Here is a 14,707-nt window from a genome sequence, read left to right as displayed (position 1 = left end):
GGACGGGGAGAGCTTATTGTCCCAGCCTATCAATTTGGAACCGATAATGTCGGCCTATTGGCGAAGCTGCGTTTTTGGCGTGGCTGCAGTTGTTTCTGTGATGGCAAGCAGCGCTGCGACCGGTGAGTCGGTTGCTACCGAACAAAGCATGGCCGACTTCATGAAGGGCAATCCCGACTGCGTGGAGTTCAACGATCAATGTTCGATCTGTACCGTGGTCGACGCCAAGGCCAATTGCTCCACGCCTAAGATAGCCTGCATCAAGAAGCCTTATGTCTGTACGCGGCGTTCGGACAAGTGAGTTGACGTCGACGGATGGCCGAGAGCCGCGATAAGGGACATTGGCGAAGCTTGCTAATGACAGTAGCGATATCCGCCCTTGCGTTCCAAGACATCGAGGTGGAAGTGGGTTTCGTGTGCTGCATCGCTTTCCGGATCCAGCACTGTCGTGAAGAAGAGGCAGCCTGCGGAACTGACTGTGCGCTGGAAGGCACCGATCAGAGTCGAATCCTCGCGGCGAGGCTGCACGGCGATATCCTTCCCTTTTTCGAAGCTGAAACTTGCGATGTCGATCGCGTTGCCGCGGGCATGCTCGGACACCTTGCCGGTCTCGGCACCATTGCGCAGGCGACAGATGTAGGATGATGCCTGGTTGATGCCGACTATGCTCCCCTGATCCGGCGCGGCAACGCGGGCGGCCGGGATGACACTCTCCTTCATCCAGCGGGCGAGGCCGAGAGCCACGGGGCATCGGAAGACGGCATCCGGTTTTATCTTGATGCCCGGAAGGACCTCGGTGACCTTGATGGGCTTGTCGATGCCGCAACCGTTGCCATCATCGATGCGCGAGATGTCCTTGAAGACGACGCCAAGGGCCTGAAGCTCCTTCACACATTCAGAATGTTCCGCATCGCTCTCGGGGGCGATTGTCAGGTGTTGCTCCTCGAGCGTCTGCTGGGAGGGGAGCTTCGGCCCCTGCTTTTCCAACGGAGGAGAAGAGCCGGAAGGCGGCTGAGTGACCGGCGGCGTTTCGGTATCGGGCCTTTCCGGTTTTGGTTCGGGCTTTGGGGGAAGTCCTGGCGTGGGTTCTGCTGTAATTGATTTACCCGGACGGATTTCAGGTCGAGGGCCTTTCTCCGGCAGGCCTGCGTTGGTCAGGAGGCCAATGCAGCTCAGCGCCGCCAGTATCACGATGATCTTCTTCACACATCCACCCTTGTACGTTCGCCCCGGGAGAGAACGTGCGGATGCGGTTTTCGTTGCAATTTCGCAACGTTGATTGCTGCGGCGTAAATATGACTTATTAAATCAAGATATCTCGGGTCTGATATATTGACAATTATAGTCATGTTTTTTATGCGGCGAAAAGAAGGCGAGAAATCTTCGCCTGAAAGCCTAGCCAGCCCATCGAAAGCGCAACCGCGCCACGACCAGCCAGCCCGGTGACATTTCTCTCAAGGGGTTGTTTTCATGATCGTCCGGCACTCGCGCTCGGTTCTTTTGGCTTGCACGGCATTCGTCACGCTCGGCCTTACATCCATTTCACTAGCACAGACGACGGAGAAGCCCGCCGCGTCTGCCGGCGACAGCACGGTGCTGCAGCCGATCGTGGTCAAGGGCAAGCGCGTTGCAGCTAAGCCCGGCAGCGTGGCCGACACGCCGCTCGCCTCGCAGACGACGCAGGAAACGATCCTCAAGAAGAACGTCAACAACCTTGCGGATTTTGGCCGCACGGTGGATCCGGGCGTAACCTATGTGCCGAAGCAGGGCGGTGCCTTCCTGCGCGGCCTTGGTGGTCCCCGCATTACGACGATGGTGGATGGCGTTCCGATCCCGTTCCTGTCGAACGCTGCGCGTGCCGCCAACCCGATCACGGACACCACCAACGCCGACGGCGGCATGAATACCTTCGACTTCCAATCGCTTTCGACGCTGGATGTCGTACGCGGTGCGGACTCCAGCCGCGCCGGTTCGGGCGCGCTCGCCGGTGCATTTGTCCTCCGCACATTGGAGCCGGAGGATCTGATCGAGCCCGGCCGTGATTGGGGCGGCGTTACCAAGTTCGACTATGACGGTACCGACCGCAGCGCTGGCGGTTCTCTGGCTGTTGCAAAGAAGATCAACAACACCTCTGTCCTGTTCCAGGGCTCGTATCGAAAGGGGCATGAGATCGAGAACAACGGCAAGGTCGATACCATCGGACCGACCCGCACGGAGGCCAATCCGGCCGACTACGACCAGAACAACCTGCTCTTCAAGCTGCGGCAGCAGCTGGAAGGCGGCCACATGGTTGGGATCACCGCCGAACGCTTCAGCCGCGATACGACGACCGATCTGAAAACCCTTCAGGGCGCAACAACCGGCTCTTCCCGAGTCTACAAGATCGGCGACTATGACGGTACGGAAGACAATCGGCGTGAACGCGTTTCGTTGGATTACCAGTTCGAGGCGTCCAGTGCTGACTCGACCTTTGATGCGGCACGGATGAGCCTTTACTGGCAGCGTCTGACCCGTGAGGCAGGTGCCGAGGGTACCCGCGTCGGCACCGTCGCCGGCCCCTGGCTGCGCAACAACCAGATTCAGGAAAACGACTATGGTTTGACGGGTAACCTCACGTCCCGCTTTGCGACGGGCACATTTGAGCACGAGGTCAATATTGGCGGGGATGTCTCGCTCTTCAACGCGACATCCTTCATCGACGGCCTCGACGCTTGCATTCTCGGAACTGCCAGCGCTACCGCGAAGGCGTTTTCATGCCCGAATCTTCATGCCGACCAGGCTGATATTCCTGATGTCGATGGAGCACGCCTTGGCCTCTTCGTCGATGACAAGATCTCCTTCGGCAATAGCGGCTTTGCCCTCACGCCCGGTTTGCGCTTTGACTGGTACGACTACGACCCGAAGCAGACGGCCGCCTTTGAAGACAATCCGGGCTTTGCGGCCAACGGCCTGCCTGATGGAAGCGACGGTTCGCGCTTCTCGCCGAAGCTGCTTGCAACTTATCAGGTCGCGCCCGCAGTCGAACTCTTTGCGCAATGGTCAATGGCCTTCCGCGCGCCGACCATCAATGAACTCTATCTTGATTTCTCCAACCCTGCCTTCGGTTACGCTACCGTCGGCAATCCCGACCTGAAGCCGGAAACGGCGAACGGTTTCGAGATCGGCGCGAACTTCGGTGATAGCGATACGGGCGGTCGCGTCACGGCGTTCCACAATCTCTACCGGAACTTCATCGACAGTGAGACCAGCTTCGCCAATCCGCTCTATCCGGCGGGCCTGACCAGCTATTTCAATCGAAATCGCGTCCAGATATCGGGCGTCGAATTGGAGGCACATAAGCTCTTCGACAACGGCATCAACCTCCACGGCTCGCTTGCTTATGCCTACGGCAAGGACACCGACACGAACGAGTATCTGCGCTCGGTCGCGCCGCTCAAGGCAATTGTCGGCGCCGGCTATCAGCGCGAAACCTGGGGCACGGACCTGTCGCTTGTCACCTCCGCCGGCATGCGCAGTGACGGCAACACCAGGACCTTCGACGCACCTGGCTATGGCGTTGTCGATCTGACGGCCTGGTGGGAGCCGGAACAGACCAAGGGGCTGCGGATCCAGGGCGGCATCTACAACCTGTTCGATAAGACCTACTACAACGCCGTTGCGCTTAAGGACCTCAACAACACGACGGTCCCAAGCAATAGCAATACGGCGCAACCGCTGGACTTCTATTCGGAGCCTGGCCGGGTGTTCAAGATCTCGCTCGTACAGCGGTTCTAACGCGAGGGAAGGGCGGCCGTTGTGCCGCCCTTTTTATTCCCGGATTTCGGCTCTTGCGCTTGGTCCGATCTCACGCTAACAATTTCGCCCATGAATACGTCCTTGAACATTGCAGTTTGGTGGTGGGCTCGCTGAGGCGGCCTCGACCAATCGTGTCCAAAGACGACGATGAGCCGCCCGGAAAACGCCAGGCGGCTTTTTTGTTTTTAAGGCTGCCTGTCATCCGGGCCTGATAACGGAGTGGAACAATGGTAACGATCCTTCGTGATGACGGAGCGGAAATTTACGAGACCCGGGGCGGTATCACCGTTACCCGGCAGCGGCGCGCGATTCCTTACGCCGATGCGGTCTCCTCCTATATCGACAAGCTCGACGAGCGCCGCGGTGCCGTCTTCTCGTCGAATTACGAATATCCGGGCCGTTACACACGTTGGGACACCGCCGTCGTCGATCCGCCGCTCGGTATTTCCTGCAATGGCCGCCAGGTTTGGATCGAAGCCTACAACGAGCGTGGTGCGGTAATCCTCGCCTTTGTCGCCGAGCGCTTGAAGACAATTTCCGACCTCGTGCTCGGCGCGTCCTCGGCACGCCGTCTCGACCTAACGGTGAAGACGCCGGAGCGCGCCTTTACCGAGGAAGAACGCTCGAAGATCCCCACCGTCTTTACGGTGCTGCGCGCCGTCACCGATCTCTTCTATTCGAAGGCGGATGCGAGCCTCGGCCTCTATGGCGCCTTCGGCTACGATCTTGCCTTCCAGTTCGATGCGATCAATCTGAAGCTGACGCGCCCGGCCGACCAGCGCGACATGGTGCTCTACCTGCCGGATGAGATCCTCGTCGTCGACAACTACTCGGCCAAAGCCTGGATCGACCGCTACGATTTCGAAAAGGGCGGGCTTTCCACCGAGGGCAAGGCGGGCGACATTCCTGCCGAACCCTTCCAGCGCACGGATGCCATCCCACCGAAGAGCGATCATCGCCCCGGCGAATACGCCGATCTTGTCGTCAAGGCGAAGGAAAGCTTCCGCAAGGGCGACCTCTTCGAAGTGGTTCCCGGCCAGAAATTCATGGAACGCTGCGACAGCAAGCCGTCCGACATTTCCAAGCGGCTGAAGGCGATCAACCCGTCGCCCTATTCCTTCTTCATCAATCTCGGCAACCAGGAATATCTCGTCGGTGCTTCGCCTGAGATGTTCGTGCGAGTGTCGGGCCGCCGCATCGAAACCTGCCCGATCTCGGGCACGATCAAACGCGGGGATGATCCGATCGCCGACAGCGAGCAGATCCTGAAGCTCTTGAATTCCAAGAAGGACGAGTCCGAGTTGACGATGTGCTCGGACGTCGACCGCAACGACAAGTCACGCGTCTGCGAGCCAGGTTCGGTCAAGGTCATCGGTCGCCGCCAGATCGAGATGTATTCGCGTCTCATCCACACCGTCGACCACATCGAGGGCCGACTTCGCGACGACATGGATGCCTTCGACGGCTTCCTCAGCCACGCCTGGGCCGTGACGGTGACCGGCGCGCCGAAACTCTGGGCCATGCGCTTCATCGAAAGCCATGAGAAGAGCCCGCGCGCCTGGTATGGCGGCGCGATCGGCATGGTTGGCTTCAACGGCGACATGAACACTGGCCTGACGCTGCGCACCGTGCGCATCAAGGACGGCATCGCCGAAGTCCGGGCAGGGGCGACCTTGCTCAACGATTCCGATCCGCACGAAGAAGAAGCCGAAACCGAACTGAAGGCCTCCGCCATGCTTTCCGCCATCCGCGATGCCAAGGCCGGCAACTCCGGCAAGGTCAGCCGCGACGTTGCCGTCGTCGGCAAGGGCGTCAAGATCCTGCTCGTCGACCACGAAGACAGTTTCGTGCACACGTTGGCGAATTATTTCCGCCAGACAGGGGCGACGGTCTCCACCGTGCGCACACCGGTGCCGGAGGAAATCTTCGACCGGCTGGATCCTGATCTCGTCGTGCTGTCGCCGGGGCCCGGCAATCCGAAGGACTTCGATTGCAAGGCGACGATCAAGAAGGCGCGGGCGCGCAACCTGCCGATCTTCGGCGTCTGCCTCGGCCTGCAGGCATTGGCGGAAGCCTATGGCGGCGAGCTTCGCCATCTGGCAGTGCCGATGCATGGCAAGCCGTCGCGTATCCGCATTCTTGAACCTGGCTTGGTTTTCTCCGGCCTTGGCAAGGAAGTGACGGTGGGCCGCTATCACTCGATTTTCGCCGATCCATCGACTCTGCCGCGTGAATTCATGATCACGGCGGAAAGCGAAGACGGCACGATCATGGGTATCGAGCACACCAAGGAGCCGATCGCGGCGGTGCAGTTCCACCCGGAATCGATCATGACGCTTGGCGGCGATGCCGGCATGCGGATGATCGAGAACGTCGTCGCCCATCTCTCACGCAAGGCAAAGACCAAGGCGGCCTGACGGCGGCGCGGCTCTCGATGGAAACCTCGCTCTATCTGCCAGTCAAAGGCTTTCTGGAGGCGGCAGGCTATGTCGTCAAAGGCGAGATCGGCGGATGCGATCTCGTCGGCTTGACCGAGGGCGAGCCGCCTGTCGTGGTGGTGTGCGAGTTGAAGCTCAGCTTCAACCTCGAGCTCGTCCTGCAGGCGGTCGATCGCGCCGCCATGAGCGACGAGGTGTGGATCGCTGCCCGCGTGTCCGCCAAGGGACGCGGGCGCGAGGCTGACAAGCGCTACCGCGATCTTTGCCGCCGCCTCGGGATCGGCATGCTCGGCGTGTCCGACGGCGGCGACGTCAGTGTCATCGTTAGCTCGGTTTCGCCGATGCCGCGCACAAATCCGAAACGCCGGTCGCGGCTGGTCAGGGAACATCAGCGCCGGTGCGGCGATCCCGCCGTCGGCGGCAGTACGCGTGCGCCTGTCATGACGGCCTATCGCCAGCGTGCGCTGATCTGCGCTGCAGCACTCCAGCAGGGTTTGGTGCGACCGCGCGACATGAAGACGCTGGCGCCGGACGCGGGGAAGATCCTGCTCGGCAATGTCTACGGTTGGTTCGAACGGCGAGACAAGGGCGTCTATGCCCTGACGGCAGTGGGCGAAGCGGCGCTCCTCCGCTGGCCGCAATCCGTCAGCATCGCTGCTGAAGGCGGTAGTACAGGTATCGTCGACCCGGCGGAGAATTTCTGACGCCATCCGGAATGAGCAGTGGTCGCCGGCATAGCACTTGTGCGCACGCAGCCCCAAGATTGTTGGCTACAGGACCGCGCAATTGAACGCCGGCTTAGCTACGTGCGGCGGTCGATAGGCCGGACCTCCAGTAACGCAACCTTTATCGGAGGGCCGTGGTCGCGGCGTTCCAATCGCCCTAGCTTACCCGTTGTGAAAAATGCTGCGACGCTCGCTGGGGCCGCAATGGGTCCAGCCAATCCCGAGGCTCGACCATGGTTACGTTCACGCTCAATGGACAGAAAAGAACTTTTGGCGGCGATCCGGATACGCCGCTGCTATGGGTTATCCGCGATTTCGAAAGGTTGACAGGCACGAAATACGGTTGCGGCGTCGCCCAATGCGGCGCCTGCACTGTGCACATGGACGGCTTTACGCGTCGCTCCTGCATTACCCCGATTTCGACAGCTGAGGGCTCCGAGATCATTACGATCGAAGCGGTCGAAGGCAAAGAAGCGGAGGCTGTGAAAACCGCCTGGATCGCGATCGACGTGCCGCAATGCGGCTACTGTCAGTCGGGCCAGATCATGTCGGCCGTCTCGTTGCTGCAGAACATTCCCAAGCCGACCGACGAGGATATCGACGGTGCCATGGCCGGGAATATCTGTCGATGCGCCACCTACCACCGGATACGCGCGGCCATTCACAACGCCGCTGCTTCGATGGAGGGTTGAGCCATGACGATCCAGGAAATTTCAGCAACGCGCCGCGCCTTTCTTGCGGGCACGGGTGGATTGGTGATCGGCTTTGCGCTGATGCCGAAGGTATCCGCCTTCGCCGCCGAAAGCGGTGTGCAGGCCGGTGGCCCGGATTCGCTGGTGACGCTGAACACCTTCGTCAGGATCGGCACCGACGATATGGTGACGATCCTTTCCAAGCATATCGAGTTCGGGCAGGGGCCGTTCACTGGCCTCGCGACGCTGGTGGCCGAGGAGTTGGATGCCGATTGGGGGCAGATGCGCGCCGTGCATTCGCCCGCCGACGACAAGGTCTATGCCAACCTCGCCTTTGGCCTGCAGGGCACCGGCGGTTCGTCATCCATCGCCAATTCCTACGAGCAGTTCCGCAAGGCGGGCGCAACGGCACGGGCCATGCTGGTTGCGGCAGCCGCCGATGAATGGAACGTGCCGGCTAGCGAAATCACGGTCGAAAAGGGCCGCGTCAAGCATGCCGGTTCGGGCAAGGAGAGCGGCTTCGGTGCGCTGGCAACGCAAGCCGCGGGCATCAAGCCGCCGTCTAACGTCAATCTCAAGGACCCCGCGAACTTCACGCTTATCGGTCAGGAATTGCCGAAACTCGACACGTTCTCCAAGACCAATGGCCAGGCGATCTATACGCTGGACATCGTGCCCGACAATCTTCTTGTCGCGGTGGTGGCTCACCCGGATCATTTCGGAGCTGCGGTCAAATCCTTCGACGACAGTGAAGCCCGCAAGGTAAAAGGCGTGGTCGATGTCAAGCAGCTGCCGCAGGGAGTTGCCGTCTATGCCGACAATACCTTTGCCGCACTGAAGGGCCGGTCAGTGCTGAAGGTCGAGTGGGATCTGTCGAAGGCGGAAACGCGCTCCAGCAACCAACTCTCTGCCGACTACGCCAAGGCGCTGAGCGAAAAGGGCATCGTGGCATCTGAGAAAGGCGACGTCGAAAAAACCTTCGGCGATGCAAATCTGAAGATACTGGAGGCCCAGATCGTCTTTCCGTTCCTTGCCCATGCCCCGATGGAGCCTCTCGACGCGGTCTTCATCAAGGCGGCGGATGGAAGTCTCGACGTCTATAATGGTGCGCAGTTTCCCGGAATGGACAAGGCGACGGCGGCGAAGATCGTCGGGCTTGACCCGTCGAAGGTCCGGCTGAATACCCAGATCACCGGCGGCAGCTTCGGGCGCAAGGCGCAGTTTGGTTCGCCCTATATGCAGGAGGCGGCGGCAGTCTTTGCGGCGACCGACCAGTCGCGTCCGGTCAAGCACATGTGGACGCGCGAGGACGATATTCGCGGCGGCTATTACCGCCCGATGTATCTTCACAAGATGCGCGGCGCCATCGATGCGGATGGCCGCATCGTCGCCTGGGATCAGGCGATCGTCGGCCAATCGATCTTGGCCAAGGCGGATCTCGACAGCACTTCGGTCGAAGGGGCCTCGGACCTGCCCTACGACGTGCCGAACCTGCGAGTGGTGTCGCATAATGTGAACCTGTCGATCCCGCCGCTGTGGTGGCGGTCGGTCGGGCATACGCATACCGGATTTGCGGTCGAGACTTTCCTCGACGAACTGTTCCAGATGGCTGGCAAGGATCCGGTTCTGGGGCGGCTCCAGCAGTTGAAGGAGGACCCGCGTTACGCGGGCGTGTTGAACAAGGCCGCCGAGCTTGCCGATTGGGGAGGGAAGGTCCCCGAAGGCAGAGAGCGCGGCGTGGCGGTGGTCAAGAGCTTCAACACCTATGTCGGCCAGGTGGTCGAAGTCTCGGCCGGGACCGATGGCGTGCCTCGTGTCCACAAGGTCTGGTGTGCGGTCGATTGCGGCGTGGCGATCAACCCGAACGTCATCAAGGCACAAATGGAAGGCGGCATCGGCTATGGTCTCGGCGCGGTGCTGTTCGATGCCGTGACGCTTGGGGAGGGCGGCGCGATCATGCAGTCGAACTTCCACGACTATCGGTCGATCCGGATTAATGAGATGCCGGATGTCGAGGTCGCCGTTATCAAATCCGATGCGCCGCCTACGGGTGTCGGGGAGCCAGGCGTACCGCCCGTCGGACCCGCGACGGCGAATGCCTGGCGGCGACTGACCGGTGCGCCGGTTCGCAGCCTTCCGATCGTTGCCGTGGCGACGAGCTGAGGGAGGCGGAGATGAAAAGCAGACTAGCACTCGCCTGCGCAGCAGGCGGCCTCTCCCTTCTTGCGGCTTTGCCCGCCTCGTTCATGGCGCTGGCGCAGACGGCGCCCGCGTCCGACATGTCGACACTCAAGCCCGCGGCATCCTTTTCGTCGATCGCCGATCAGAAGGCGCGCTCGGTCGCTCTCTTCGAAGAGGCAAGCAAAGTGATCGAGCATCCCCGATGTCTGAACTGCCATCCGGCGGGCGACAGGCCGCTGCAGACGATGGCGATGCATCCGCATCAGCCGCCGGTGACCCGCGGCGATGGCGGAATGGGTGTGCCCGGCATGATGTGCAATACCTGTCACGGCGCGGACAATGCCACTGTCGTGGGGCAATCGCCGACGTTGAAGAGCATTCCCGGCAATCCGGCCTGGCATCTGGCGCCGATCGAAATGGCGTGGGTGGGCAAGTCGCTCGGCGAAATCTGTCAGCAGCTCAAGGACCCGGCACGCAACGGCGGCAGGGATCTGAGCAAGATCGTCGAGCACATGTCCCATGACAGCCTCGTCGGCTGGGGCTGGAACCCCGGGGAGGGCCGCGAGCCCGCGCCGGGCACCCAGGCGGAGTTCGGTGAGTTGATCAAGGCCTGGGTCGACACGGGAGCCGCCTGTCCGGCCGGATGATGAGACGGCGTCAAGCGTCGGTCAGTCTCGACGCTTGACGACCCTAAGGTTCAGCTCCAGGCGCTTTTTCCAAGCCGAGCGTCTGGTAAGGGGCCTGGTTTTGTGACCTTGACCTTTGACAAACGGTACGGCTTCGCCCATATGAACCCCATTGGCCGCCTGTGCGATTTTCGCGCGGGCGGTTTTGCGTTTGGATAGGTTGGTTTCTGCAATTCATTCGCATCCGCACCGATGTCTGCGCAGGGGATGAAGATGGACGAGAAGGGCAATCTTACGGTTCGGCGGTTGGCGCTCTGGGGCATCCCGATGTCGCTCGGCGTGATGGGCCTGAAGATGCTTGCATGGTGGATAACCGGTTCGGTGGCATTGCTGTCGGACGGGCTGGAATCGACGGTCAACGTCGTTGCCGCCTTCATCGCCTTCTTCGTCATCCGCTATGCGCAGAAACCGGCCGACCACGATCATCCGTTCGGTCATCATAAAGCGGAATATCTTTCGGCCGTAACCGAGGGCGCGTTGATCGTCGTGGCGGCGCTCTTGATCGTCAACGAGGCGATTGGGCATCTCTTCGATCCCCAGATGCTGGATGCGCCGGCGCTCGGTCTTGCGATCAACTTCGTCGCCGGCGTGATCAATGCCGTCTGGGCGCAGATCCTGATCAGGACCGGGCACAAGTATCGCTCGGCAGCGCTGACGGCGGATGGCCAGCACATCATGTCTGACGTCTTCACTTCGGTCGGCGTTCTTATCGGCCTGCTTCTGGCGCTGGCCACCGGCTATGCAATCTTCGACCCTGTGCTTGCCATTCTGGTTGCCGTCAACATTCTTTATCAGGGCTGGAAGGTGATCTCGAATTCGATCGGTGGCCTGATGGATCAGGCTGTCACATCCGAGGAGGAGGAGGCGATCAAGCAGGCGATTGCCACCCATGCCGCCGGCTCGATCGGCGTGCACGATCTGAAGACGCGCCGCGCGGGCGCGGTCACCTTTGTCGATTTTCATCTTGTCGTGCCGGCAGCCATGTCTGTAAGGCAGGCGCACGATATCTGCGATCGCCTTGAAGATGCCATCCGTGCAGCGCATCGGGGCTCCAGCATCGCCATTCACGTGGAGCCGGAGGGCGAAAAGGCTCATGGCATCCGCGTCAAAGTCATCAAGGAGGCTTGAATGCCCACAACAGACGTATCCAACCTGTCCATGCTGGGTAGCCAGACGGAATCTCCGAAATCACCCGAAGAGGCGGTTCTTGAGAAGGTGCCGTCGAGTCATGCCGGCACCGACTATGTCGTCCGCTTCACAGCACCGGAATTCACGTCGCTCTGCCCGATGACGGGCCAGCCCGATTTCGCCCACATCGTGATCGATTACATCCCGAACGAATGGCTGGTGGAATCGAAGTCGCTAAAGCTCTTCCTGCATGCTTTCCGCAACCATGGTGCATTCCACGAGGATTGCTCGGTCTATATCGCCAAGCGGCTTGTCGAATTGCTCGACCCGAAGTGGCTTCGAATTGGCGCCTACTGGTATCCGCGCGGTGGTATTCCGATCGACGTCTTCTGGCAGACCGGCAAGCCGCCGGAGGGCGTGTGGCTGCCCGACCAGGGTGTCGCGACCTATCGCGGCCGCGGCTGATGATTTGAAAAGAGTCGGTGGCGATCGTCTCGTATCGCCGTCGTATCAGTCGCCTGATTTGGTGGGATCGAGCGGGAAGCTTGCGCGATCCATTCGCAGCGGGCGCTTCTCGCCGCCGAGCCAGCCCCGGATCAGGTTTCTCGTCTTGATGCCCTCGAGGCAGAGCCGCATGAGGTTCTTGCGCAGCTTGCTCCGGGGGGTGAAGGCGCGGTCGATCGACCTGCGTACGAAAGCCGTCTTGTCGGCGCTGCCGTCCAGGAACTGCATCTGGATGACCGGCGCCGGTTCGATCTGGTAGGCCTTCAGCCAAGCGCGATGCCACATATAGGCATCGAGGAGGCCGTAAATCTTGGTATCCTCGAGCATCCGTTTTGCCGTGCGCGGGCCGATGACGTAGCCTGCTGTCCCGACACGGTTCTGGAACACCCGTGTTGCCCTGTAGATGCCGTCGGTCCAGAGGGGCGTCCTTGCCAGGATATGCGGGCGCGGCGCGAATTCGAGATCGTAGGCGCAGTCGCCGTCCTCGGCGCGCGCTTCAATGCTGGCGAGTACATCGGCAAAGCTTTCGGCAAGCACCGCATCGTCTTCGAGGATCAACGTCTGCTCGTTGCGGTCGATGATGATCTGCCAGGCGATCCTGTGCGAGGTGAAACAGGCAACGTCTTCGCGCAGCGTCGGGCTCGGCCAGCTGTTTGCTGCCTTCTGGCAATCTTCTGCAGAAAGGTCGCGGGCTTCGAACGCATCCAGGAACTTGAAATCGAGGCCAAGTCTGCGCATCTGCTGCGTCTGGAACTGTCGTCTCTTCTCCTCGGCCTTCCGACTGATGATAAGGATCTTCACTGATGCCCGCCTGCTCGACAATGTCGGCGGACCTTATCCGCCCGGCGGGGGCTTATCAATCGATGCGGTGCCATGCCCACGGAAACTCGGGGCCAATGGCCGATTAGGCGGATGCCGGATCTCGGATCAGACGTCGAAGCTGTCGTCATTGTCGGATTGATCGTCGTCGCTGTCGTCGTAAGCGGCCTGCTGCAGACTGGCATCGTCGTTATCGTTGTCATTATCGTCGACGACCTGTTGTGCGTTGCCGGTATCATTCGATGCCTGTTGCTTGTCGCCGTCGCTGTTGAAATAGTTGTTGATGACAGTCTCTTCAGTCGGCGCGTTGCCGAAGGGATTGTTGCCGGCAAGCGGGCTACCCCAGCCAAGCGACGACATGTGGCTCCCGAAGATCCCGCTCAGCGAATTGGCAAGCAACATGCCGCCCGCAACGCCAGCCGCCGTGCCGAGCGCGCCCTGCAGGAAGCTGCCGCCCGCGGAAGGTGCCGCCGCCTGTGAGCTCCAGGGGCCGGTCGGCTGCTGCGGCACGGCTCGAGGTGACGTGTCGAAGCCGCGCTCCTGCTGGATCTGCTGACGCGGGGCGCTTCCCCACGGACCGGAGGAGGGCGGAGGCGCCGCCGGCTGCTGCGGTGCCTGGCTGCTGCCGAAGATCGAGCTAAGGAAGCCGCCACCCTGTTCGGCCTTGTGATATTCGCTTTGGTCGGCCTCGAGCAGACGAATGCGCTCCTCCAACTGCTTGATGTGGTTGGCTGCCGCTTCCAGGCCCTTCTCTTGCACGATCACGGCTTGCGCAAGATAATAGGTGGCATAAGGCTGCTCGCGCGTTCCCTGATCGATCAGCGCTTCGGCGTCATGGTCACGCGGCGTTGCCGATGCGGTGCGGACGCGCTCGAAAAGGGCGGTCAGCAATTGGCGTTCTTCAGGTGACATGGCCGGTCTCCTTTGTTGCTGGCGATTTGCGCCTAGGGATGACGTAGGAACCGATTCCGACTTTTCAAAGCCGCGCTAAGTTACATCGCCGTAACCCGGCCCGGCTGCCTAACCATATCTTCACCCGTTCCGTGGCTTGTCTTTTTCCCGCATTGTTTTACGCATGGAGTCGCACTATGTGCGGTGAACCGAATTGGACGTAAGAGAGGTTCGAATGTACGAAGAAGAAGAACAGGACGACAAGACGAAGGAACTGCCGCTCGGCAAGGAAACGGAGGCGAACCTTTTTAAGTCGCGTTCGATCTTCATCTACGGGCCGATTACGCAGGAACTCGCGCAGAAGGTCTGCACGCAGCTCGTGGCGCTTGCCGCGGCCAATGACGACGATATTCGCATCTACGTCAACTCGCCCGGCGGCCATGTCGAATCCGGCGATTCGATCCATGACATGATCAAGTTCATCAAGCCGAAAGTCTGGATGATCGGAACCGGCTGGGTCGCATCCGCCGGCGCACTGATCTATGTCGCGGCTCCGAAGGAACAGCGCCTTTGCTTGCCGAACACGCGCTTCCTGCTGCACCAACCGTCCGGCGGCACGCGCGGCATGGCTTCCGATATCGAGATCCAGGCTCGTGAAATCATCAAGATGAACGAGCGCCTGAACAAGATCATGGCTGAAGCCACCGGCCAACCCTACGAGAAGATCGCTGCCGACACCGACCGCGACTATTGGCTGTCTGCTGAAGAAGCGAAGGCTTACGGCCTCGTCTCGCGCATCATCACGTCGCAGGCCGAGATCTGATTTTGAGCTATGAGAAGCGCCCTTG

General features: G+C 60.8%; 13 protein-coding genes. 10 read left to right on the top strand and 3 right to left on the bottom strand.

Translation table 11 applies throughout. The features are described from left to right. Nucleotides 1-46 precede the first annotated feature (46 nt). Nucleotides 47-301, top strand: a complete 255-nt coding sequence (locus AF71_RS20125; protein ID WP_018857576.1) for a hypothetical protein — start codon at nucleotides 47-49, stop codon at nucleotides 299-301. Nucleotides 302-354: 53 nt separating this feature from the next. On the opposite strand, the gene AF71_RS20120 is transcribed toward AF71_RS20125, so the two are convergent. Then, nucleotides 355-1,206, bottom strand: coding sequence for an extensin family protein (locus AF71_RS20120; protein WP_018857577.1), 852 nt, complete (start codon nucleotides 1,204-1,206; stop codon nucleotides 355-357). A gap of 264 nt (nucleotides 1,207-1,470) precedes the next feature. Here AF71_RS20120 and AF71_RS20115 point away from each other — a divergent pair, with 264 nt between their 5' ends. The 8 genes from AF71_RS20115 (at nucleotide 1,471) to queF (ending at nucleotide 12,110) form a co-directional block, all read left to right on the top strand. Next, on the top strand, nucleotides 1,471-3,774 hold the full coding sequence (locus AF71_RS20115) for a TonB-dependent hemoglobin/transferrin/lactoferrin family receptor (protein ID WP_169682772.1): 2,304 nt from the start codon (nucleotides 1,471-1,473) through the stop codon (nucleotides 3,772-3,774). 248 nt (nucleotides 3,775-4,022) lie between these two features. Continuing rightward, nucleotides 4,023-6,212, top strand: coding sequence for an anthranilate synthase (locus AF71_RS20110; RefSeq protein WP_018857579.1), 2,190 nt, complete (start codon nucleotides 4,023-4,025; stop codon nucleotides 6,210-6,212). A gap of 17 nt (nucleotides 6,213-6,229) precedes the next feature. Beyond that, complete coding sequence (locus AF71_RS20105; protein ID WP_169682770.1) at nucleotides 6,230-6,937, top strand: DUF2161 family putative PD-(D/E)XK-type phosphodiesterase; 708 nt, start codon at nucleotides 6,230-6,232, stop codon at nucleotides 6,935-6,937. A 254-nt stretch (nucleotides 6,938-7,191) separates the two neighbouring features. Further along, complete coding sequence (locus AF71_RS20100; protein ID WP_169682768.1) at nucleotides 7,192-7,650, top strand: (2Fe-2S)-binding protein; 459 nt, start codon at nucleotides 7,192-7,194, stop codon at nucleotides 7,648-7,650. Nucleotides 7,651-7,653: 3 nt separating this feature from the next. Then, nucleotides 7,654-9,813 (top strand): xanthine dehydrogenase family protein molybdopterin-binding subunit, encoded by a 2,160-nt coding sequence (locus tag AF71_RS20095; RefSeq protein WP_169682766.1) that lies wholly within the window; start codon nucleotides 7,654-7,656, stop codon nucleotides 9,811-9,813. 11 nt (nucleotides 9,814-9,824) lie between these two features. Further along, nucleotides 9,825-10,478 carry a hypothetical protein gene (locus AF71_RS20090; RefSeq protein WP_025660412.1) on the top strand — a complete coding sequence of 218 codons (654 nt, stop codon included), beginning with the start codon at nucleotides 9,825-9,827 and terminating at the stop codon, nucleotides 10,476-10,478. Between the two features lie 252 nt (nucleotides 10,479-10,730). Then, nucleotides 10,731-11,645 carry a CDF family cation efflux transporter EmfA gene (emfA, locus tag AF71_RS20085; RefSeq protein ID WP_169682764.1) on the top strand — a complete coding sequence of 305 codons (915 nt, stop codon included), beginning with the start codon at nucleotides 10,731-10,733 and terminating at the stop codon, nucleotides 11,643-11,645. Continuing rightward, entirely contained in the window at nucleotides 11,646-12,110 is a 465-nt protein-coding gene (queF, locus tag AF71_RS20080) for a preQ(1) synthase (protein ID WP_018857585.1), read from the top strand. Between the two features lie 45 nt (nucleotides 12,111-12,155). Here queF and AF71_RS20075 read toward each other — a convergent pair whose 3' ends face one another. Continuing rightward, nucleotides 12,156-12,950, bottom strand: coding sequence for a glycosyltransferase family 25 protein (locus AF71_RS20075; RefSeq protein WP_018857586.1), 795 nt, complete (start codon nucleotides 12,948-12,950; stop codon nucleotides 12,156-12,158). A 126-nt stretch (nucleotides 12,951-13,076) separates the two neighbouring features. Next, nucleotides 13,077-13,880: a DUF2076 domain-containing protein gene (locus AF71_RS20070; RefSeq protein WP_025660408.1), complete on the bottom strand. Its 804-nt coding sequence runs from the start codon at nucleotides 13,878-13,880 to the stop codon at nucleotides 13,077-13,079. Between the two features lie 214 nt (nucleotides 13,881-14,094). On the opposite strand from AF71_RS20070, the gene AF71_RS20065 reads away from it, so the two are divergent. Beyond that, entirely contained in the window at nucleotides 14,095-14,682 is a 588-nt protein-coding gene (locus AF71_RS20065) for an ATP-dependent Clp protease proteolytic subunit (protein ID WP_018857588.1), read from the top strand. Nucleotides 14,683-14,707 lie beyond the last annotated feature (25 nt).

Source organism: Rhizobium sp. 57MFTsu3.2, from assembly GCF_012932765.1.
Classification (GTDB): Bacteria; Pseudomonadota; Alphaproteobacteria; order Rhizobiales; family Rhizobiaceae; genus Rhizobium; species Rhizobium altiplani.
Note: the sequence above shows the minus strand (reverse complement) of the source record. Positions and strands in the feature narration are given on the sequence as shown.